A 21,882-nucleotide genomic window follows, 5' to 3' on the forward strand; every position below is an offset into this window, starting at 1 on the left:
TTTTTAAAAGACAAATCCATAAACTAAATTGGTTTACAATATAGTTTATGGATTATTTTTATTTAAAATGGCTTATTTAATTGAGCCAATAATATCATATTTAGTAATAATGTGATGATGTCCGTTTCCTAAATCTAACAAAACAGCATCGTTTTCTTTGCTGAAAAGTTTTGATACTTCTTCAATTGGCGTTCCTAATTTTACAATTGGAAAAGGTTTACCCATGACATCTTTAATTGGTTTTTCTGCAACATTTTTATCTGCAACGTAGCTTCTAAACAAATCTGTTTCGTCTACAGAACCAACAAATCCATTGATGTCTACCACTGGAATCTGCGAAATCTTATATTTACGCATACGTTCAATTGCATGCGAAACCAATTCTTCTGTACGCACCACGATCAATTCTTTGTCGATATGGTCTTTGATAACGTCTTCGGCTTTTGTTAAATTTTCTTCTAAGAATCCGCGCTCACGCATCCAGTCGTCATTGAACATTTTACCCACATAACGGCTTCCAGAATCGTGAAATAATACCACAACAACATCTTCCGGTTTAAAATGCTCTTTCAGCTGTAATAAACCTTTTATACAAGCTCCTGCTGAATTCCCAACAAAAATACCTTCTTCTAGAGCGATTTTTCTAGTGTAAACGGCAGCATCTTTATCGGTTACTTTTGTAAAACCGTCAATTAAAGAAAAATCAACATTTTTAGGCAAAATATCTTCTCCAATCCCTTCTGTTATATAAGAATAGATTTCGTTTTCGTCAAAAATTCCTGTTTCGTGATATTTTTTAAAAACAGAACCGTAAGTATCAATTCCCCAGATTTTAATATTTGGATTTTTTTCTTTCAAATATTTTCCAACCCCAGAGATCGTACCTCCTGTTCCAACTCCCACAACAAAATGAGTAATTTTACCGTCTGTCTGTTTCCAGATTTCAGGTCCAGTTTGCTCGTAATGTGCCAACGAATTTGACATGTTATCGTATTGGTTAACATACCAAGAATTTGGAGTTTCTTCTGCTAAACGCTTAGAAACCGAATAATAAGAACGTGGATCTGTTGGCTCAACATCTGTAGGACAAACGACAACCTTTGCACCAACAGCACGAAGAATATCCATTTTTTCTTTAGACTGTTTATCTGAGATTACACAAATTAATTTGTAACCTTTTACGATTGCAACTAGTGCAAGTCCCATTCCTGTATTTCCCGAAGTTCCTTCAATAATTGTTCCTCCAGGTTTTAGTCTGCCGTCTGCCTCTGCATCTTCAATCATCTTCACAGCCATTCTATCTTTTACAGAATTACCAGGATTAAAGGTTTCGACTTTTGCCAATACTAACGCATCAATTTCAGCAACAATTTTGTTGAGTTTTACCAATGGTGTGTTACCAATTGTTTCTAAAATATTATTTGAAAAGTCCATTTTGTATTATTTAATATTTGATTTTATGATAAATCTTCAACTCTTTTTTTATTCGAACCAATTCCAAACCAGACCAAAACGCAGTGCAAAATCACGATACGGATTATTAGGTGTTGCGTAATAATTGCTTTGTGAAAATAAAGCATTAAAATGCTCTGCTTTTAAATAAAAACGGGTTTGGCGTATTCTGGCATTTACAAAGAAATCGAATGTTGCAAAACCTCCGATTTTTTTATCCTGTTGCACAAAAAATTCTGCAATAACAGGGTTGTAATCATCTCCGTAATATTTCGTCATATAATTAAATACAAGTCCTGTTTGCAAAAACAATGCTTTTTTGAACAAATAATTGGAATAATAAAATGTATTTCTGGTAACAAAATCTGGCACATTTAAAATTAAATCTGACTGATCTACTTTTTGATATAAAAGTGTATTATCGAGAGCAAATTTTCCAAATTTAAATTCACGGCTTGCTTTAATTTCTAAATAATTGATTGCATTTCCGTATTGGAAAGGTTTTACAATTTGCATGTTAGCTGTTTTTTGTGCAGCTGTAGCGTCATCTGCAAAATACAAATGATCGTTTAAAACAGTATATTGAACTTGTCCTGTTAACCAAGGTGTTGTAATTTCTGCACTTAGCGAATTAATTTTTTCATTCTTAAAATCATTCGACCAATTGTATGAAATCCAACTACTTTGATATAAGTTATAATTATTATTAGGCAATTTATTGATGTTACGATACCTGAAATCAAACTTAATTTTTTCGCTCATATCGTAACGTAACTTAGCGTCTAAATCTGAAAGCGACTGATTGGTAATGGATCTTGAATATAAAAACCTACCATTCCACTTGTTTTTCTGATATTCGTACTGAGCGCCAAAATTATTAAACTGCAAAAACAAATTGTCTGGAATTTCACTTCCATCAGGTTCAATAATAATTCGGTTGTATTTATAATTAGATCTATAGTCGTCTACAAAAAATATAAATTTACCTAACAGCGAATTCTCATAAGCCGCTCCTACTTTATTATAAAGTCTCTCGTATTTAGTCTGATCGTTAATATTGCTTGCTGCATACGACTCTCCAAATCGAGGTATACGTTTTGTGGTGCCATCACTAGAAGTTACACTTGACAATATTGTTGGCTGTTTATATTCGTAAGCTTTATACTCGTAATTAAACTGATGTGTTATATATAAGTTATTGCTTCCATCATTCGGATTTACTCTGAAAGCATGATCAAAAAACAATCTTCTTCCTTTTAAAAATGATTCTGCATCAGTTAAATAAACCTGTAGTCTTTGTCGGTTTTTATAATCAGGATTATCGCTTTCAAAATCATTTACGTTTGTAATACCTCCATTTTCCTCATTTAAAATATCTTGATTAACAAAATGTGCATTTATTGCATATCGCTTATTTGTTGTGGCATAACTGGTTGTAATTCTTAAATTTCCGGCACTAACTAACTGATTAATATAGTCTCCCTCCGATCTTAACCCCTTGTATGCAATCGAGAAATTCAGATTTTTAGAAGCGTTTAAAGTGATAAAAGAATCAACATTTTGTCCTTTATTAATAGTGGTATTAAAAAACAGCTCCGTAAATGGTGTTGCAACAGAATAATATCTAATTTGATCTGCCTGCATGTAAATAGAATGTTTTCCTGTAAAACCAATTTCTGGATACGGAGAAAAACTTGTCAAACTGTATTGCAGTGTATTTAATGGCTGTCCTATATTAGAAAATTCCTGAAGACCAAAAAGATCTTTTCTCAGGTGATTTTGCCTATAGGCACTTTTAATAGTCAGAGACGTATCGGCATAAATTGTATCGTGTTCTAAAGTGACAATTTTATACTGGTCTATTGTGGCTATTTTTTTCTTTTTCTTTTTTACCGTATCTGTAATACTAGAATATTCTGAATTCATATCTAAATTACTTTTAGAAGCTGGTTTTTTTTCTTGCGAAAACAATAAAGTTGGAACAACTAATAGATATAAAAAAATGAATATTCTCATTTGATGGCTTTGTATAATTTATTTTGACAAATTTTGCTAAGCAAAGGTAAATTATAAAAACAAATAAATAAAAAAACACTTCATTTTATACAATTGCCTTGGCTGACAGTACGAAAACGAATATTTTTGCTGAAAATTTCATCCAATTTGTTATTTAAAACCTAAAAAATGCTCGAAAAAAATTTCTCTGGATTTGTTTTAGAAACTGGAACTGACGAGGCTGGAAGAGGTTGTCTGGCTGGTCCGGTAACAGCCGCTGCTATAATTCTTCCGGCTGATTTTGAAAATAAAATCTTGAATGACAGTAAACAATTGTCTGAAAAAACGAGAGCACTTTTAAGACCAATTATAGAAAAAGAAGCTGTATGTTTTGCTGTAACACATTTGTTTCCAGATGAAATTGACGAAATAAATATTCTAAATGCTTCGATGAAAGGAATGCAGGAATGCATCTTAAAATTAAAACACGTTCCCGAATTTATAATTGTTGACGGAAATCGTGCCTTGAATGCTAAACTTGGCCTAAAAAATACTTTTGGAAAACAATTTTCTATAGATGAAATTACTCTTCTAAAATCAATTCCTAACCAAAGCATTATAAAAGGTGACGGAAAATATCTGAGTATTGCCGCTGCGTCTGTTTTAGCCAAAACCTATCGCGACGAATACATGGATCAAATTCATGAAGAATTCCCGATGTACAACTGGAAACAAAATAAAGGATATCCAACAAAAGAACACCGAGAAGCCATTAAAGAATTTGGAACTACAAAATATCACAGAATGAGTTTCAGACTGCTGCCAGAACAGCTAGAACTTGATTTCTTTCAATAAAAAACGACCTTAATAGGTCGTTTTTTATTATTATTTTTTGCTTTTTAAAAACTCCGCAAATTGTTTCGTGTCGTAATAAAAAGATCTGACAGCTGTGATTTTACCGTCTTTCAAATCAATATGTTCTGAAATTGGAACCGACATTGTTTTGCCTGACTTTTTAGATTTACAGCTTATGGTGAAATACATAATTATTTCATTTTTAGAAGCATCGCTAAAATAAACAGGTTCCTTTTCTATCTGCAAATCAAAAAACTCTGCCGATTTTGTAAACATTTTAGTCCATTCGCTAAAACCAACATACGTTCCTCCGTAAGGCAAACCTGTCGCTTGATTGTAAACTGCTCCGTCTGCGACTAAAGTTCCAAGTGTGTCAAAATCTCTTGTTTTAAAAATACTTTCGTAATATTTTGCAACTACTTTTAAATTATCAGCTTCTAGATTTTTTAAAACATCAGCTTCAGACAAAGTGGCTCCTTTATCCCAAAAACCGATAATTTTACTCACTTGACCTTTTCCATTCAGACGCGCAAAATCTCTTCCAGCCAAGACAAGATTGTTTTTAGAGTCCAGCACTTTCCATTCCCACGTTACATAATTGTCTTTTACAATTTTAGGCCCAGACGTTAATACGGCATCTGGATTTTTCTTGTAAAATTCGTTGATGACATTATTAAAAGCAGCAATTCCTTTTATTGAAGCCGAAGGATCTTCAAAAGTACTGTCTTCTAACCAAATCGATTTAATCATCTTTAATCTGGTATCGCTATTCTTTTCCTGCCACACTTTTTCATAAACTGCAACTGGATATAATTTATCTTTCTTTTGGGCAAAAAGACCATTAAGCACAACAAAGAAACAGAATAAGTAAATTTTTCTCATAAGCAATCAGGAATTAATTTTTAAGTAAGTACTCAAATTTAGCATAAATACCTAAGAAAATTACGAATGCTCTATAATTTGTCATCCCTTCAAAATCTTAACTTTTACGAAATGGTTTTTCATCTTTTTGAATATAATTTTAGAAAAAAAACAATTTCTATCTAAAAAACAGGAGTCGAAATAAAAAACCGTTTCAAATAAATACTTGAAACGGTTTACTTTTTTAGCGCTGTTTTTAGACAAATTCGGCTTCGAATAGCGCTGTAAAATGTTTTATAATTTTAGCTTTTACTTCTTCTTCGTGTACTTTTTCTATACCAAGTTCTACATTTAAGGAAGTGACCCCTTTTCCGCGAATGCCACAAGGAATAATATTATCAAAATATCCTAAATCGACATTTACGTTCAAAGCAAATCCGTGCATGGTTACCCATCTTGAAGCGCGAACACCCATTGCACATATTTTGCGCGCAAACGGAGTGCCTACACCAAGCCAGACTCCAGTTTCGCCTTCACTTCTGCCCGATTCCAAACCATATTCTGCTAAAGTTAGAATAATAGATTCTTCTAATAAACGTAGGTATTTATGAATATCGGTAAAGAAATTTTCTAAATCTAGAATCGGATAACCCACAATCTGTCCAGGTCCGTGGTAGGTAATATCGCCGCCACGATTGATTTTGTAAAAAGTCGCTCCTTTGGCTTCTAGTTGTCTTTCGTTTAATAATAAGTTCTCCAAATCGCCACTTTTTCCTAAAGTATAAACATGAGGATGCTCTACAAAAAGTAAATAATTTGGCGTTGGCAGATCTAGTTCTTCTCTTCTGTTCTTGATTTTTAAATCGACTATATCTTTAAAGATTTCTTCTTGATATTCCCAAGTCGATTTATAGTCTTTTTTGCCCAGATCCTGAAGTTGGATTTTTTTATTCATTTTAATTATTTTTCAAACTCAACTTCAAAGTTAAGCTTGTCAGGATTCTCCATATAATCCGTAAAAGAGTATTGAATTGTAATTGATTTTCGATCGTCGCTAAACAAAGCATTCGGATTAGAGACTTTCTTTATCTTTTTTGGAAAATGATATTTTACGATATAACTAGACGAAGCAAACATCATTTTTGTCATATCACCAGCTGAATCTTTTGGCTTTGCAGCTAGTTTTTGCTCGTCAATTACCGCTTTTCTTGTAAATTTCTTTCCGTCGTAGGTATAACTTAATTTACTGCCGTTATCTCCAAAACCACTACCAAGCGGACTGGCATTTGCGCTTCCTTCCAATTTCTGTAATGTTCCCAAAGTCTGCAAAATATCCTGCAGCTCATTTACATTTTTAAAATCAGTTGTCATAGTCATGAGAAACTGCTTTTTTTCTGAACTCATTTTTGTTGCAACTACAAAATTTTCCAGTTTTTTAAGTTCTTTCTGCGTTTCTGGCGACAACTTAGCAATACTATCTTTTTTCTCTTCAAATAGTTGTTTAAAAGTAAAGGTCGTGTCGAGATCTTTTTTCGCGTCTCCCATTTGCCCTGCAATTTGATCTCCTGCCATTTCCATTAAAGCAGAACCATCCATATCTACAGAAAATTTTCCGCTTCCATTGTCATTTATATAAATATTTTCAGTGAAAGTACAGCTGGTTAATGTCGCTATTAGAAAAGAAAAACTAAGTAATTTATATAATTTCATTGTCCTATATTTTTTATCAAAGATACAAAGAGTATTTTCAATTGTTTTATTATGCTTTAAGTATCTTAATTAATTCTCAAATACTACTTTGAAACCCATATCTTTTTCATCGTCTGAAAGTTCTTTAATCGGAGTATCTAGCGTAAAACTTTTTCTGTCCTTTGAAAGGACTGCATTCTTTAACGAAACCGTTTTTATTCTTTTTGGAAAATGATATTCCAAAGAATACTTACATTCCTTCATAAATTCATCCATTTGTTTTGCAAAGATATTATCATCCTCTTTCTCCTTTTTCTTTTTTACTTTCTTGGTTTTAACAGCATCTTCTCCTATCAATATCTTTTCAAAAACTTTTCCATCATAGTTATAAGTAAATCTGCTTTTTTTCTTTTCATCTTCAGGAACTGCACTCAAAGCCCCTAATTGTTTACCTGGACCTAATTTTGGCATTGCTTCAAGTCCCTCAAGAGGCGAAACCATATTTTTAAGGCTGTCTGATGATGGAAAATTATATTCCATATTAAACTCAAACTGTTTTTTATCCTCATTTACTTTGAATGCAACTTGAAACTTTTCAAGCGCCTTTATTTTTTGCTGATCTTCTTTTGACAATTTTGCAATACTGTCCTTTGCTTTTGCAAAAACCTCTTTAAAAGTAAAAACAGTATCCAATACCTGCTTCTCTTTTATAGAATCACTGCTTTTAAATCCCATTTTAAACATAGGAGACATATCAAATCCGTATGAAAAAGTTCCTGATCCATTTTCATTTATGGTCATCTTTTCTTTAAACATACAGCTTGTTGTACAAATCAATACAATAAAACAGAGTAAATATTTTTTCATATTTATAGATTTAGGTTATGAAGGCGAAGATACTTTCTTTTGACAATTATTTTAATCGTATTGTAAAATAACTTCCCAATTTGTTATTTTCTGTTTTTTAAACGAAATCTCGTCTTTCACCCTGTCAAGGCTAGACGGAAGAAGATTGAAATCCAATAAATTGATGCTGTAAAAAATCTAAAACCTCCATTCTAAAATCTGCATTCTTTTCTTTATCTTTGCACACTTAAAAAAATAGCACAAAAATGGCATTATCAGAACAAGAAATCATCAGAAGAGAAAAACTTCAAAACTTACGCAACTTAGGAATCAATCCTTATCCAGCTAATCTTTTTCCTGTAGATCATACATCAAAGCAGATAAAGGAAACTTTTGAAGAAGGTAAGAAGGTTATTGTTGCTGGACGTTTGATGAGTGTTCGTGATCAAGGTAAAGCTTGTTTTGCTGAGTTACAAGATAGCGAAGGTCGTATTCAATTGTACGTGAACCGCGATGTTTTGTGTGAAGGTGATGATAAAACTTTATACAACCAAGTTTTCAAAAAATTAACCGATTTAGGAGATTTTATTGGTATTGAAGGTGAATTGTTTACCACACAAGTTGGTGCAAAATGTATTCGCGTAAGCGGTTTTACATTTTTGAGTAAAACGTTACGCCCGCTTCCGTTACCAAAAGTGGATGAAGAAGGAAATGTACACGACGCGTTTAACGATGCTGAATTACGCTACAGAATGCGTTATGTAGATTTAACAGTAAATCCGCAGGTTAAAGAAACTTTTATTAAACGTACAAAGTTATTTACTGCAATGCGTGGTTATTTTAACGACGCCGGATATTTGGAGGTTGACACTCCTGTTTTACAGTCAATTCCTGGAGGAGCTTCTGCACGTCCGTTTATTACGCACCATAATTCGCTTGATATTCCGCTTTATATGCGTATTGCAAACGAATTGTACTTAAAAAGATTAATTGTTGGTGGATTTGAAGGGGTTTATGAGTTCTCTAGAAACTTCCGTAACGAAGGAATGGACAGAACGCATAATCCTGAGTTTACTGCAATGGAAATATATGTAGCTTACAAAGACTACAATTGGATGATGGAATTTGCTGAAGGTTTATTAGAGCATTGTGCGATTGCTGTAAATGGAACTAGCGAAGTTACTTTTGGCGAACACACAATTAACTTTAAAGCGCCTTATGCACGTGTAACAATGACCGATTCTATCAAACATTTTACTGGTTTTGATATTTCTGGGAAAACTGAACAGGAATTATTTGAAGCGGCTCGTGGAATGGGAATCGAGGTTGACGAAACAATGGGTAAAGGAAAACTGATTGATGAAATTTTTGGAGCAAAATGCGAAGGAAACTATATTCAGCCAACTTTTATTACTGATTATCCAAAAGAAATGTCGCCGCTTTGTAAAGAGCACCGTGATAATCCAGATTTGACAGAACGTTTTGAATTAATGGTTTGCGGAAAAGAAATCGCAAATGCGTATTCTGAATTAAATGATCCAATTGACCAAAGAGAACGTTTTGAAGACCAAATGCGTTTGGCAGCAAAAGGTGATGATGAAGCTAACGGAATTATCGACGAAGATTTCTTAAGAGCTCTTGAATACGGTATGCCTCCAACTTCTGGAATGGGAATCGGAATGGATCGTTTAATTATGTATTTAACGAATAATGCTTCAATTCAAGAAGTTTTATTGTTCCCACAAATGCGTCCAGAGAAAAAACAAGCTCAAATTGAATTGACTGAAGAGGAAAAAGTAATTATTACTCTTTTGAAAGGAAATGAAAATAAAATGGATTTATCTCAGCTAAAAGTTTCAGCCAACTTAAGCGGTAAAAAATGGGATGCTTCTATGAAAAATTTATCTAAACACGGTTTGACTAAGGTTGTCGTTGATGGTGAGTTTAAGTTTGTGGAACTAGTTGGTTAAATTCCAAATTTAAAAATTCCAAATTCCAATACTGAAGTTTAGTGAGAGTTTATGATATTTCAAATCCGATAGATTTTAAAAATCTATCGGATTTTTTTATTTAATTTAGACAATTAAAAAATAATTAGTTATGACTAAATCGATGATTTATCAATTAGATGAACATGAAATAGATCTTATCCAAAAAAGTGAAGAAGATATAAAGCATGGACGTGTTATTTCTCAAGAAGACTTGGATAAAGAAGATCTAGAATGGCTTTCAAATTGAAAGCTTAAAACGAATACTTCTCCATTTTCTTCTCATAAATATCCAAAACCTTTGTGCTTTCTTTTGGAGCTTCACCATTCCATTTTTCTTCTATAGAAGGATTGGCTGGATATTTTCCGTTTTTCATTTTTACTATATGATACATTCCTCCGCTTTTCATTAGAAGATCAGAAAAATTGTCCGTTGAAGTTGGAGCAATCAAAATAGGAAAATCGGTTACAGAAAATTTATTGATTAAACTTCCATCATTATTTAAAACGAAGCCTGAACAGCCGCCGCTTCCGCAGAAATAGGAATTGGAGAAACCAACGAAATATTCGTCTTTATTGTCTTTATTTAAATCGGAAGCATCATAAAAGAAAAAACGATCTTCTTTTTTTAAGGACGCTAAATCGCTTTTTAAGAGAACTAAAAGCTGTTCTCTTATCATTTTTACCGTTTCGATATCTTTTACAGGCTCCTCATTTAAATTTGCCGTTCCTGCAACTGTTTTAGACAAAGTGTCTAGGGCAATTGCTTTTACTATATTTTCTTTCCTTTTATCCTTATTTTCACAAGAACAAAATACCAAAAATCCGATTATGGTTACGATTATATTTTTCATAATTTGAAAATTTAAATTTCATTCACTCCTTTTCATTTCTTTAAATTACAAAAAATATTCGACAAAGCGATTTCTAAACCAAAAGAGCCGCTTTGTTTTCAATATCGTTTTCTGTTAATAGCGATTTTATATTATTAAAAGTCACCAATGCAATTTGTGTTAAAGCTTCGTTGGTAAAAAATGCTTGATGTGCCGTTACCAAAACATTCGGGAAGCTCATTAAACGTTGAATATTGTCGTCTTGAATAATATCTGCAGAGAGATCTCTAAAGAATAATTTCTCTTCCTGTTCGTAAACATCAATTCCTAAATAACCAATTTTCCCTTCTTTTAATCCTTCAATAACCGAGGCAGTTTCTATTAATCCGCCGCGACTTGTATTGATAATCATGACGCTTTCTTTCATAAAAGAAATTGAGGTTGTATTGATTACATGTTTGGTTTGATCGTTTAGTGGACAATGAAGCGAAATAATGTCACTAGATTTAAAAATCTCTTCTAAACCTACAAAAGAAACACCATCTTTTTTCATTTCTTCGCTTTCTACAATATCATACGCTAAAACTTTACAGCCAAAACCTAAAGCTATTTTAGAAAATGCTTTTCCGATATTTCCAGTTCCGATAATTCCAATTGTTTTTCCGAACAAATCAAAGCCTAATAATCCGTTTAGAGAAAAATTCTGTTCACGAACGCGATTATAAGCTTTATGTGTTTTTCTATTTAAAGTTAAAATCATAGCCATCGCGTGTTCTGCAACTGCTTGCGGAGAATATGCTGGAACACGACAGACTTTTATATTATGTTTTTTTGCAGCTTCTAAATCGACATTATTAAATCCGGCACAACGTAAAGCGATTATTTTGACTTTTTTTTCGGCCAGTTGTTTTATAACAGCTTCGTTAACAATGTCATTTACAAATACACAAACAATCTCACATTCTTCAATTAAGACCACTGTTTGCGGGTTAAGCTGGGTTTCGAAAAAATTCAATTGAAAACCAAAATCTTCATTGTATTGATTAAAAAAAGTTTTATCGTAAGGCTGGGTCGAGAAAAAAGCAATTTTGTTTGTACCGAGATTTAAGCTCATAATAACTAATTATTTTTGTATGTATTATTTCTAAAATTTCCTTTTGGCAGATAATATAGCCATCCAAAACCAATCAAAAACAAAATAAGAGAACCTATAAATGCCGGAATTAAAATTTCTTTATTATTATCTAATGCATTGTTTAAAGCGGCATACAATAACCAAATTTGAATACTTACATTTAAGATTAAAACAAATATTAAAGTAGACAGAATAACATTCAACTTATTCGGGTTTGCCTGATTTTGGCTTCTTCTAAATGTACTCATAATTTTTATTTTAAACGATTAACTTTCTTTATTTTGAAAAGCTTTCACAAAAATCTTTTCGCCTTTTAAAACTACTTCCAACTGAGGCAAAGCTCTCGGTGGAGGTCCAGCGATAACATCTCCTGTTAAAGCATCAAAAGAACCTTCATGACACGGACAATGTATAATTCCTGAATTTGGTTTATAATAAACCGCACAGGAAAGATGTGTGCATTTTTGCTCAAAAGCTCTAAACATACCGCTCTCCAAATGCACTAAGATGTATGGAATCGTGCTTCCTTCAATTACAAAACCTCTTGTTCCGCCTAACGGAATATCTTTTATTTGGCATACAAAATGTTCGCCCACAACTTCTTCTCCTGGCAATAGATATGCTTTTGCGGCTACCAATCCGCTGCCAACCATTAAACCTCCAGAAACTAGCGTAAGGAATTTGGCAAAATCGCGGCGGCTCACCTGCGTTGATTCTTGTTTTTTATATGGAAAATCTTTCTTCCAGTTTTCTCGTAAATTATCTTCTTTAGACATGGATTTTTAGCTTTAGAATATTCGTAATTCTGTACTGCCTTTTGGCATCATGATATTTACTTTTGTATTTACGCGTTCTTTTCCAAAAAGAAATGAGTTAACAGGAGTACTATTTGGACGCATTTCTTCAATCTGAGCGCGAGTTCCATAAAACAATGCCCCACTTGGGCAAACCGTTGCACACATTGGTTTTTTGCCAACACTTGTTCTGTCGTAACACATATTGCATTTCATCATCAAATCGTATTCTTCCATTTTCTTAGGAACTCCAAACGGACAGGCCATTACACAGTTGGAACAGCCAATGCAGCGTTCTGTATTAGCAGTATGAACCACGCCAAATTCGTCTTGCGAAATCGCATCGGCAGGACAAACATTAGCACAAACTGGATCTTCGCAATGCATACAAACTTGAACTGTGGTTTGAATCGTAACTTCACGTTCTACATAATTCACATGAATCATAGATTCTTGACCGTTTGTTTCGCATTCAGCACACGCCATTTCACAAGCTTTACAGCCTATGCATCTCTGTAAGTCTACAAAAAACTCTTCATTTTTATTATAATTAGCTATATTCATAATAGTTCTTTTTATAGATTAAACACTTGCATAAGCATTTGATTTTTCTGATGAATTTTCTATTTCTCCTAAGGGTTCCAATTTACAGGCACAGACTTTAAACTCGGGAATTTTAGAAATAGGATCTAAAGTTCCTGGCGTTAACTGATTGGCCGATTTTTTCCCTGGCCAGTGATACGGAATAAAAACAGTATCTTTTCGAATGGTTTCTACGATATTGGCAGGAAAAATTCCTTCTCCTCTTCGAGTTGAAACTTTTACCAATTCTCTCTGTTGAATATTGTATTTCTGAGCCATTTCTGGATGAATTTCCAGCATCGGTTCAGGGAACTGATCTACCAGTTTTCCGATTCTTCGCGTTTGCGTTCCGCTTAAATATTGCGAAACTACACGTCCTGTTGTTAAGGTTATCGGATATTCTTCGTCTGTAACTTCGCCCGGCAGTTTGTATGGCGCGGGATTAAAATGCGCTTTTCCGTCTGGAGTTTTAAATTTTCTGTCTGCCCATAATCTCGGAGTTCCAGGATGGTCTTCTGTTGGACAGGGCCAAAAAACACCCATATGGTCTTCTACTTTTTTATACGTGATTCCGAAATAATCTGCTGTACCTCCTTTTGAAGCCACACGAAGTTCATTAAAAATTTCTTCACTGTTCTGATAGGTAAATTTGTCTTTTTCTCCCAATCTGTCTGCAATTTCCAATAAAATGGAAGTATCAGTTCTAGCTTCTCCCGGAGGTGTTACCGCTTGTCTGATTCGAATTACGCGTCCTTCTGCAGAAGTTGTAGTTCCTTCTTCTTCTTCCTGTAAAGATCCAGCTAAAACAATATCGGCATGGCGTGCGGTTTCATTCAAAAAGAAATCGATACAGACGTAAAACTCCAATTTTTCAAGAGCGGAACGCACATAATTATTGTTTGGAAGCGAAACCAGCGGATTGAAACAAATCGAAATCAATCCTTTTATTTCATCTCTATGAATGGCTTCAATAATTTCATAAGCTGTAAGCCCTTTTCCAGGCATATCTTTTTCATCGATTCCCCAAACTTCAGAAATATATTTTCGATGTTCTGGATTTTCAATATCTCTATTTCCAGGCAATTGATCGCATTTATGCCCGTGTTCTCTACCGCCTTGGCCATTTCCCTGCCCTGTAATGGTTCCGTAACCGCAATAAGGCTTTCCGATTCTGCCTGTTGCCAAAACCAGATTGATGCAGCCCACCACATTGTCAACACCTTTTGAATGGTGTTCGATTCCTCTTGCATGCAGTAAAAAGCTTGTTTTTGCTTTTCCCCACAATTCGGCAGCTGCTTTAATTTTTTCTTTAGAAATTCCCGTAATTTCTTCTGCCCATTCTAAAGTATAATCTTTTACAGCATCAATTGTTTCCTGAAAACCAGAAGTATGATTATCAATAAAATCATGATTCAGCATATCGTGATCTACCAAATATTTAAGCATCGCACCATATAAAGCCGAATCTGTTCCTGGTCTTACATCGAGATGAATATCGGCTGTTCTTGCCAATGGAATAACACGCGGATCGACCACAATGAGTTTTGCTCCCCGATCTCTAGCTTTCCAGATCCAATGGGTTAAAGTTGGAAATGTTTCGCTGATGTTTGCTCCCGCAACAATAATTACCTCAGCATATTCTAAATCGGAATAATTATTGGAAGCGCGGTCTAAACCAAAGGCTTTTTTATTTCCTGCACCTGCACTTACCATGCACAAACGTCCATTATAATCTAAGTTTCTGGTTTTTAAAGCAACTCTGGCAAATTTTCCAACCAAGTAACTTTTCTCATTCGTAAGCGAAACACCCGATAGCATAGAAAAGGCATGCTTTCCGTATTTTTCCTGAATTCTTTTAATTTCAGAAACAGTTTTATCCATGGCATCGTCCCAAGACATTTTTTCGAAACCTTTACCTTCTACTCTTTTTATTGGATGCAGTAATCGGTCGGGATGATTGTTTTGCAGATAACGCTGCACTCCTTTTGGACACAAACGGCCTTCGTTAAAAGGAAATTCCATCCACGGTTCAAAACCAACCACTTTATTGTCTTTTACCGTTAATTGAATCCCACATTGCATCCCGCAAAAACAGCAGTGTGTTTTTACCGTTTTGTCAGGTTCATCTCGGCCAGGATATCCTTCTTTTGGCGAATAATTCAAATGCGGGCCAAAATCTTCAATTATTTTTTCAGTTGATACAGGTAGTTTTGCCATGTTACTTTTTGTTTTATTTGTTTCAGGTTTCAAGTTTCAAGTTGCTCACAGAACGTCAACTTGAAACTTGAAACAAAAGAAACTTGAAACTATTTTTTTCTATCCAAATAAATTTCCGCCTTCTAATCTTGCTTTTAAATGTGCTTTTGCTAGACGGTCTCTTTTTCCTTCTGGACTTAAATCAAGATGCGAATTGCCTTCGTCATCACTAAAATCAAAACCCAGCTGTTTTGTCACTATTTTTAAGTCATCGATATGAAGCTGCGTTGCGAAAGGTTTTCCCGTTTCTTTACAGATTGCTATTCCTTTTTTCATTCCTTCTTTTTTATAAATATGTGCACCAATCTGAGCCGGACGCTGAATGATATGAAAGAATTTTCCAAACGGAATCCAGATCAAAAACATAATAACTGTAACCGCGTGAATTACAGCCAGAAAATCATACGCAAATCCTTTCATGAATTGATAAGAATAAGTTAGGCATAAACCTGTTACTGAAATTGCAATCAATAAAAGAAGTGGCAGCAAATCGCCTTCAAAAGTTTGTGTGGCAATTAATCCTGGATTGGTTAAGCGGCGCCTTAGATAGTAAAGAGATCCGATAATCACCAAATAAGAAGACCAGTTTAAGGCATGAAAAGTTAAAAATGCCATAATAGAATCCAATTCAAAATCCATTACTTTAAAACCAAAAAAATGGGCTTCGTAAACCGAAATGGAATTGGGTGCCAGAGTAAAATGAATCCATCCAAATGTTAGCGGAAATGTAATTGCAAAAGCAGAAAAACAGCCAATTGCAATACAAAAATGCGCTATCCAGCGGTATTTTCCTCTTGGGTAAATGAATTTTTGAAAAGCAATATTCTCAACCGATTCTTTCGTCAGAAACCATAAATGCGAAAATACTTTTCCTGTAAATAGAAAATTGATGCCGCGTTTAAAATACATCCATGTTGGCGGGCGCTGCAGCCAAACCGTATATCGATATACAACTCCAAAAAATGCAAAGAGAGTTCCGAAGAGATAGGTTACTAAAGCGGCATCAAAATTCTGCAGTTTTCTTGATCCATAAAAAACCAATACGACCATAAAAACTGAAGCTGCCGTTGCAATTAATAACGCTTTCGTATTAAATGTTCTTTCTTTCATCTTAAATTAAATTTAATAATTGCCTATTAACTTGGCTTTTCACAATTTTTACGATTGTAAAACCACCAATTGATAGCCGTTGCCAATACAGTATATAAAGCAACGCCAATAAAAAACTGATCTACAGTTCCATTTGCAGAAATATTATTCCCAATTAATTTAGAAAATATGAATGGTCCAAAAGCTGCGATTGCCGCTGTCCAGCCAATTACTCCTGCTGCTTGGCGCGGATTTTCTTTAAAAATGATTGGATATTGTCTAAAAGTCCCAGCATTTCCAATTCCTGTAAAAAAGAACATGGCTAGGATTACCGTTACAAAAAGTGGAAACTGCTCCATACTTGTAGGAGCAACTAATCCTTCTGTTACTAAAATGATCGATCCCACCAAAATTCCCAAACCTGTAATGGTAGTTAAAATTGCTCCGCCAACTTTATCGGCAACAAACCCAAATGCAATTCGGCTTGCAGAACCTAATAATGGTCCGTAGAATGCATATACTAAAGGATCTGGCGGATTAGGAAAATCTCCGTAAAGAAATTTTATCATTAAGGGAAAGGCTGCCGATAATCCCGCAAAAGTTCCAAAGGTCATTATATATGTAATGGTACAATACCAAGTATGTTTATTGGAAAAAATATCCATTTGCTCTTTTACAGATGCCATCATTGGAATACTTTTTAAATAAACCCAGCTTAAAATTGCCATAATTATTAAAAAAGGAACGTACCAAAATGCTGCAGACTGCAAGTAGATTTCTGATTTTTTAACTGCTGTATTATCAGGTTTAATGTTGTCTAAGATTTTTTCTGCCAGTTTCGGATTTGCGTTTGCAATGGCTTTTGCTTTTGCTTTTATGGGTAACGCATTAAAGATCGCTACATTATCGGTTGAGTTTACGGCGTTACTTACCGAATCTTTGACATTTTGCTTTATGTTGGCAAGTATTTTTGACTGCATTTCTACATCAAAAGTTGCAAAAACTTCTTTTTGTTTTTCTAAACTTGATGTTTGCAAAAGAGCCAGTGTTTCTTTAGGATCAACGCTCGTGAAAGTCGATGCCGCGCCATAAATTCCAATACTGATTATAAGAGGCGTAACAAATTGCGCGATTGAAACCCCAAAATTTCCAATTCCGGCCTGTAAACCCAAAGCCGTTCCTTTTAATCGCTGCGGAAAAAACAGACTTGTACTTGGCATATAGGAAGAGAAATCTCCACCTCCAAAACCTGTTGTAAAAGCTAAAACTGCAAAAACCCAAAAAGGCGTATTTACATTCATAATGGCAAAACCAATTCCGATTACGGGAATTAATTTTAGCAGTGTGGCAAATGACACTACATGTCTGGTACCAAATATTGGCAAAATAAAGGTGTGGATAATTCGAAGAAATCCCGCTGCCAATCCTGGGATTGCCGTTAGCCAAAACAGCTGGTCTTTAGAAAAATTAAATCCAAGACCTGGCAATTTTACTGCGATAACGCTCATCATAAACCAAGAAGCAAAAGACAAGGTTAGTGTCGCTGTGGTAATTATCAACGTTCTCCATGCTATTTTACTTCCTCCATTATTCCAAAAGGCTTCATCTTCGGGTTCCCATCTGTCTAACCAAGTTTTCATCTTTTTTCATTTTTATAATTAATGATCCTCTATATGTCTTGTAAAATCTGGTGATTTCTTTCTCATTGCTTTAATGATTGTCCTATGCATCCACAAAAGACAGAGCACAGAAAGTATAAAAATGAAAATCCATGAACTGGTCCAAAGTCCAGTGTAATCTAGCAGGTAGCCAAAGATTATCGGACCGAAGAAACCGCCTAGCCCACCAATAAGTCCTACCATTCCACCTACTACTCCAATTTCATTAGGAAAATATTCTGGAATATGTTTGTAGACGGCCGCTTTTCCAATTCCCCACGAAATTCCTATAAGTATCACCAAAACAAGATATACCCAAAGATTGGCGCTGAAGTTAATCTGCGTAATTCCTCGCGCTAATAATTCCTTCTTTTTTACCTCTTGATTTTGTTTGACAACGATTTCCTGCCAATAGTTTTTTACCGGAAAAACAGCATTATTTTCTGTATCTGTTTTTTTCTTAGCCGTTATTTGATGAACTTTTCCACTTACGACAATTTTATCAGCAGCGATTTCTGTAACCGTTCCGTTATTTGATGCCAGAACGCCAGGCCCAGCGGTAAATATTTCCATTTTGGGAAACATGAGCAGAAAACTTATAATTATGGAAGATCCAAGTACCCAATACATGACTTTTCTTGCTCCAAATTTATCTGAGAGATAACCTCCAAAAGCTCTAATGATACCAGAAGGCAGACTGAACATTGTAGCAAACATTCCGCCCATTACTAAAGTGGTGCCGTAAACATTCATAAAATTGGGAAGCAGCCATTGTGAATAGGCAACAAAAAAACCGAAAACTAAAAAATAGTACGTTCCAAAACGCCAAACTCTAGTTTTCTTTAATGGAGAAAGCAGTTCGGACATATTTTTTGAAACGCCTTGATTGGTTCTATTTTTAGCAAAAACAATAAATAATAAACCAATAATCACCAGCGACGCACCATAAATAATCGGGAGCATTTTCCATCCATTTACGGGATCTTTTTCGGAAAAATTATTCAACAACGTAGGCGCGATAAAAGTAGTGATCGCCGCGCCGGCATTTCCCATCCCAAAAATTCCCAAGGCTCGCCCCTGCCATTCTTTTGGATACCAAATTGATGTATAGCCAATTCCAACAGCAAAACTTGTTCCTACCAACCCGAAGAAAAAGCTTAGAACGGCAAAACTCCAGAACGAATTAGCAAAAGGCAAAAGAAAAAGCGGAATGGAACAGAGTAAAAGCAATACAGAAAATATTATTTTTCCGCCGTATTTATCAGTCAAAATTCCAATTGGCAATCTCATAATCGATCCTGTGAGTACAGGAATTCCCAAAAGCCATCCGATCTGTACAACATTCCAGTCAAAAATCTCCTTATCAACCAAAAAAGTAACCAGTACTCCGTTGAGTGTCCAACAGGCAAAACAAATTGTAAATGCTAAAGTGTTTAAAAAAAGAATACGATGCGATAAGGAAAGATCTGCCATAGAATAAAGTATTAAATTATGTTTTTGAAAATCTATTACTGAAATATGGGATAACCTAGAAACACTATTCGTAAATAACTGAATAGCAATAGTTTTCTAAAATTATAAAAAATATCTTAAGTAAATCACTTACAATTCTATATTTAGCGAAATATTAATCTTATTTAAACTCATTCTTAAAAAGAACTGATCTTCAATTTGTTAAATAATCTATAATTTTAAAAGTCAGATTAAACCTGTTTCTATTCCTAAAGTCTAATGGATATAACAATTAAAAAAACTTAACATGAAAAAATTATTTATCGCGGCTATGTTATTTGTTGGAATAGCAAGTTTTGCACAAGAAACAGATCAGAAACCATCACGTGAGCACAAAGAGAGAATGACTCCGGAACAACGTAATGAAAAACAACTTAAAAAATTGACAAGCGAATTAAGTTTAGATGCTAATCAGCAAGCACAAGTAAAACAGCTTTTGGCTGAAAGAAGCGCTAAAGCAGAGAAATTTAAAGAAGCACGTAAAGAAAGAAAAGACAGTAATGTTAAACCTACTGCTGAAGAAAAAGCAGCTTTCAAAAAACAAATGGAAGATGAAGTTGCGGCTAACGATGCTAAAATGAAATCGATCTTAAAAGCAGATCAATACACAAAATGGAAAACGTTGCAAGAGCAGAAAAAAGATAAAATGCGAGAAAAAGCAAAAGAGCATAAAAAAACTAATGATTAATTTGCAGCAAAAAAAAGGAGGCTTTAAGCCTCCTTTTTGTATTATAATGTTTTAGATACTTTATCAATCGCATTGATTGTAAAATCTAAATCTTCGTAAGTCAATGCATCTGTAATAAACCAGGTTTCGTATGCAGATGGTGCAATGTATACGCCTTCCTGCAATAATCCGTGGAAGAATTTCTTAAATGTTTCGTTATCTCCTTTTGCAGCAGATTGAAAATCGGTAACAGGATTTGCATCAAAATGAACAGAAATCATAGAACCCACTCTATTGATTGTAAAAACAACATTATTCGCTTTTAAAACTCTATCAATTCCAGCTTCTAAATAAGCTGTTTTTTCTTCTAAACGAGTAAAAATTTCTCTGTCATTATCAAGCGCTTTCAACATTGCCAATCCAGCCGCCATTGCTAACGGATTTCCAGATAATGTTCCCGCTTGGTAAACCGGCCCAAGAGGCGCTAACTGATTCATGATTTCTTCTCGTGCAGCAAAAGCTCCAACAGGAAGTCCGCCACCAATCACTTTTCCGAAAGTCACGATATCGGCATCAATTCCATATAATTCCTGAACACCGCCGCGAGCTAAACGGAAACCTGTCATTACTTCATCAAAAATCAATAAGATTCCGTTTGCAGTACACAAATCTCTTAGCCCTTGCAAGAATCCTTCTTTAGGAACAATACATCCCATATTTCCAGCAACGGCTTCGATAATAATGGCAGCAATTTCTCCTTTATTAGCTTCAACCAATGTTTTTACATTTTCTAAATCATTGTATTTTGCCAACAAAGTATCTTTTGCAGTCCCTTCTGTAACTCCAGGGCTGTTTGGCGAACCAAAAGTAACCGCTCCACTTCCTGCCTGAATCAAGAATGAATCAGAATGTCCGTGGTAGCAACCTGCAAATTTTATAATTTTATCTCTTTTTGTAAATCCGCGAGCCAGACGAATCGCACTCATACAGGCTTCTGTACCAGAATTTACAAAACGAATTTTATCGATATTCGGAACCATAGAAACAGCCAAAGCAGCGATTTCCGTTTCCAATTCGGTTGGCATTCCAAATGAAGTTCCTAGTTTTGCTTTTTCGATCACAGCGTCAACAACCGGCTGATATGCGTGACCTAAAACCATTGGCCCCCAAGAGTTGATATAATCGATTAATTTATTTCCGTCTTCATCATATAAATAAGCGCCTTTAGCACTTTTTACAAAAATCGGAGTTCCGCCAACGGCTTTAAATGCTCTTACTGGTGAATTTACTCCTCCCGGAATTACTTTTTCTGCTTCAGCAAAAAGCTGACTACTTCTTTTATATAACATTTTTAATTTTAGATTTTTGAGTTTAGATTTTAGATTTAACTTATCTGCTTAAACCTTGATTTCTTACAAACTCATTGAAATATTGTTGTTCTATTTGTTCTTCTTTTGAAAGTTCTTCAATCCCTGAATCGGACATTCCTAGTGGCGAATGAAAAGTCCATTTCCAAATTGGTCTGTGTTTTACAAAAAAGTGTGTTTCTGGAAACTCATCATGATGATAAACTCCACAGAAAAATCTAACTGTCAATGCTATCGCAAAAATAAAAATCCCAATTCCTATTTTCCTTTCCATTAATAATTTATAATTAATAAATCATAATT

At 34.5% G+C, this 21,882-nt stretch carries 21 protein-coding genes; 4 read left to right on the plus strand and 17 right to left on the minus strand.

What is annotated here, in order from left to right; translation table 11 throughout:
• Positions 1–72: 72 nt before the first annotated feature.
• Both EG814_RS13730 and EG814_RS13735 read right to left on the minus strand, forming a co-directional pair.
• Positions 73–1,434, minus strand: coding sequence for a pyridoxal-phosphate dependent enzyme (locus EG814_RS13730; protein WP_125722473.1), 1,362 nt, complete (start codon positions 1,432–1,434; stop codon positions 73–75).
• 48 nt (positions 1,435–1,482) lie between these two features.
• Positions 1,483–3,468, minus strand: coding sequence for a putative porin (locus tag EG814_RS13735; RefSeq protein WP_125722474.1), 1,986 nt, complete (start codon positions 3,466–3,468; stop codon positions 1,483–1,485).
• A 168-nt stretch (positions 3,469–3,636) separates the two neighbouring features.
• On the opposite strand from EG814_RS13735, the gene EG814_RS13740 reads away from it, so the two are divergent.
• The gene (locus EG814_RS13740) at positions 3,637–4,302 is read left to right on the plus strand and encodes a ribonuclease HII (RefSeq protein WP_125722475.1); all 666 of its coding nucleotides are present in this window, start codon (positions 3,637–3,639) and stop codon (positions 4,300–4,302) included.
• A 30-nt stretch (positions 4,303–4,332) separates the two neighbouring features.
• Here the strand turns inward: EG814_RS13740 and EG814_RS13745 are convergent, their stop codons facing one another.
• From EG814_RS13745 to EG814_RS13760, 4 genes are all read right to left on the minus strand, one after another.
• Positions 4,333–5,184, minus strand: a complete 852-nt coding sequence (locus EG814_RS13745) for a nuclear transport factor 2 family protein (protein WP_125722476.1) — start codon at positions 5,182–5,184, stop codon at positions 4,333–4,335.
• A gap of 235 nt (positions 5,185–5,419) precedes the next feature.
• Complete coding sequence (gene lipB / locus EG814_RS13750) at positions 5,420–6,118, minus strand: lipoyl(octanoyl) transferase LipB (RefSeq protein WP_125722477.1); 699 nt, start codon at positions 6,116–6,118, stop codon at positions 5,420–5,422.
• Positions 6,119–6,123: 5 nt separating this feature from the next.
• Positions 6,124–6,873, minus strand: a complete 750-nt coding sequence (locus EG814_RS13755) for a hypothetical protein (protein ID WP_125722478.1) — start codon at positions 6,871–6,873, stop codon at positions 6,124–6,126.
• Between the two features lie 69 nt (positions 6,874–6,942).
• On the minus strand, positions 6,943–7,719 hold the full coding sequence (locus EG814_RS13760; protein WP_125722479.1) for a hypothetical protein: 777 nt from the start codon (positions 7,717–7,719) through the stop codon (positions 6,943–6,945).
• Between the two features lie 245 nt (positions 7,720–7,964).
• On the opposite strand from EG814_RS13760, the gene lysS reads away from it, so the two are divergent.
• Positions 7,965–9,668, plus strand: a complete 1,704-nt coding sequence (gene lysS, locus EG814_RS13765) for a lysine--tRNA ligase (RefSeq protein WP_125722480.1) — start codon at positions 7,965–7,967, stop codon at positions 9,666–9,668.
• Between the two features lie 130 nt (positions 9,669–9,798).
• Positions 9,799–9,936: a hypothetical protein gene (locus tag EG814_RS21035; protein ID WP_164515328.1), complete on the plus strand. Its 138-nt coding sequence runs from the start codon at positions 9,799–9,801 to the stop codon at positions 9,934–9,936.
• Between the two features lie 4 nt (positions 9,937–9,940).
• Here EG814_RS21035 and EG814_RS13770 read toward each other — a convergent pair whose 3' ends face one another.
• The 9 genes from EG814_RS13770 to EG814_RS13810 all read right to left on the minus strand — a co-directional run bounded on the left by EG814_RS13770 (position 9,941) and on the right by EG814_RS13810 (position 19,506).
• On the minus strand, positions 9,941–10,540 hold the full coding sequence (locus EG814_RS13770; protein WP_125722481.1) for a hypothetical protein: 600 nt from the start codon (positions 10,538–10,540) through the stop codon (positions 9,941–9,943).
• Between the two features lie 73 nt (positions 10,541–10,613).
• Positions 10,614–11,633, minus strand: a complete 1,020-nt coding sequence (locus EG814_RS13775; protein ID WP_125722482.1) for a 2-hydroxyacid dehydrogenase — start codon at positions 11,631–11,633, stop codon at positions 10,614–10,616.
• A gap of 5 nt (positions 11,634–11,638) precedes the next feature.
• On the minus strand, positions 11,639–11,902 hold the full coding sequence (locus EG814_RS13780) for a DUF6755 family protein (RefSeq protein ID WP_125722483.1): 264 nt from the start codon (positions 11,900–11,902) through the stop codon (positions 11,639–11,641).
• Positions 11,903–11,920: 18 nt separating this feature from the next.
• Positions 11,921–12,430 carry a QcrA and Rieske domain-containing protein gene (locus EG814_RS13785; RefSeq protein ID WP_125722484.1) on the minus strand — a complete coding sequence of 170 codons (510 nt, stop codon included), beginning with the start codon at positions 12,428–12,430 and terminating at the stop codon, positions 11,921–11,923.
• Positions 12,431–12,442: 12 nt separating this feature from the next.
• Complete coding sequence (locus tag EG814_RS13790; RefSeq protein ID WP_125722485.1) at positions 12,443–13,012, minus strand: 4Fe-4S dicluster domain-containing protein; 570 nt, start codon at positions 13,010–13,012, stop codon at positions 12,443–12,445.
• Positions 13,013–13,030: 18 nt separating this feature from the next.
• The gene (locus tag EG814_RS13795; RefSeq protein WP_125722486.1) at positions 13,031–15,247 is read right to left on the minus strand and encodes a molybdopterin oxidoreductase family protein; all 2,217 of its coding nucleotides are present in this window, start codon (positions 15,245–15,247) and stop codon (positions 13,031–13,033) included.
• A gap of 99 nt (positions 15,248–15,346) precedes the next feature.
• On the minus strand, positions 15,347–16,396 hold the full coding sequence (locus EG814_RS13800; RefSeq protein WP_125722487.1) for an MFS transporter: 1,050 nt from the start codon (positions 16,394–16,396) through the stop codon (positions 15,347–15,349).
• A gap of 26 nt (positions 16,397–16,422) precedes the next feature.
• Positions 16,423–18,015 (minus strand): magnesium transporter MgtE N-terminal domain-containing protein, encoded by a 1,593-nt coding sequence (locus EG814_RS13805; RefSeq protein WP_125722488.1) that lies wholly within the window; start codon positions 18,013–18,015, stop codon positions 16,423–16,425.
• Between the two features lie 18 nt (positions 18,016–18,033).
• Positions 18,034–19,506: an MFS transporter gene (locus EG814_RS13810; RefSeq protein WP_125722489.1), complete on the minus strand. Its 1,473-nt coding sequence runs from the start codon at positions 19,504–19,506 to the stop codon at positions 18,034–18,036.
• A gap of 286 nt (positions 19,507–19,792) precedes the next feature.
• On the opposite strand from EG814_RS13810, the gene EG814_RS13815 reads away from it, so the two are divergent.
• Positions 19,793–20,233, plus strand: coding sequence for a hypothetical protein (locus tag EG814_RS13815; protein ID WP_125722490.1), 441 nt, complete (start codon positions 19,793–19,795; stop codon positions 20,231–20,233).
• A 41-nt stretch (positions 20,234–20,274) separates the two neighbouring features.
• Here the strand turns inward: EG814_RS13815 and hemL are convergent, their stop codons facing one another.
• Both hemL and EG814_RS13825 read right to left on the minus strand, forming a co-directional pair.
• A complete protein-coding gene (gene hemL, locus EG814_RS13820) occupies positions 20,275–21,561 on the minus strand; it encodes a glutamate-1-semialdehyde 2,1-aminomutase (protein WP_125722491.1) in 1,287 nt (428 codons plus the stop codon).
• Positions 21,562–21,601: 40 nt separating this feature from the next.
• Complete coding sequence (locus EG814_RS13825) at positions 21,602–21,853, minus strand: hypothetical protein (RefSeq protein WP_125722492.1); 252 nt, start codon at positions 21,851–21,853, stop codon at positions 21,602–21,604.
• Positions 21,854–21,882 lie beyond the last annotated feature (29 nt).

It is taken from the genome of Flavobacterium ustbae (genome assembly GCF_003946915.1).
In the GTDB taxonomy this organism is placed as follows: domain Bacteria; phylum Bacteroidota; class Bacteroidia; order Flavobacteriales; family Flavobacteriaceae; genus Flavobacterium; species Flavobacterium ustbae.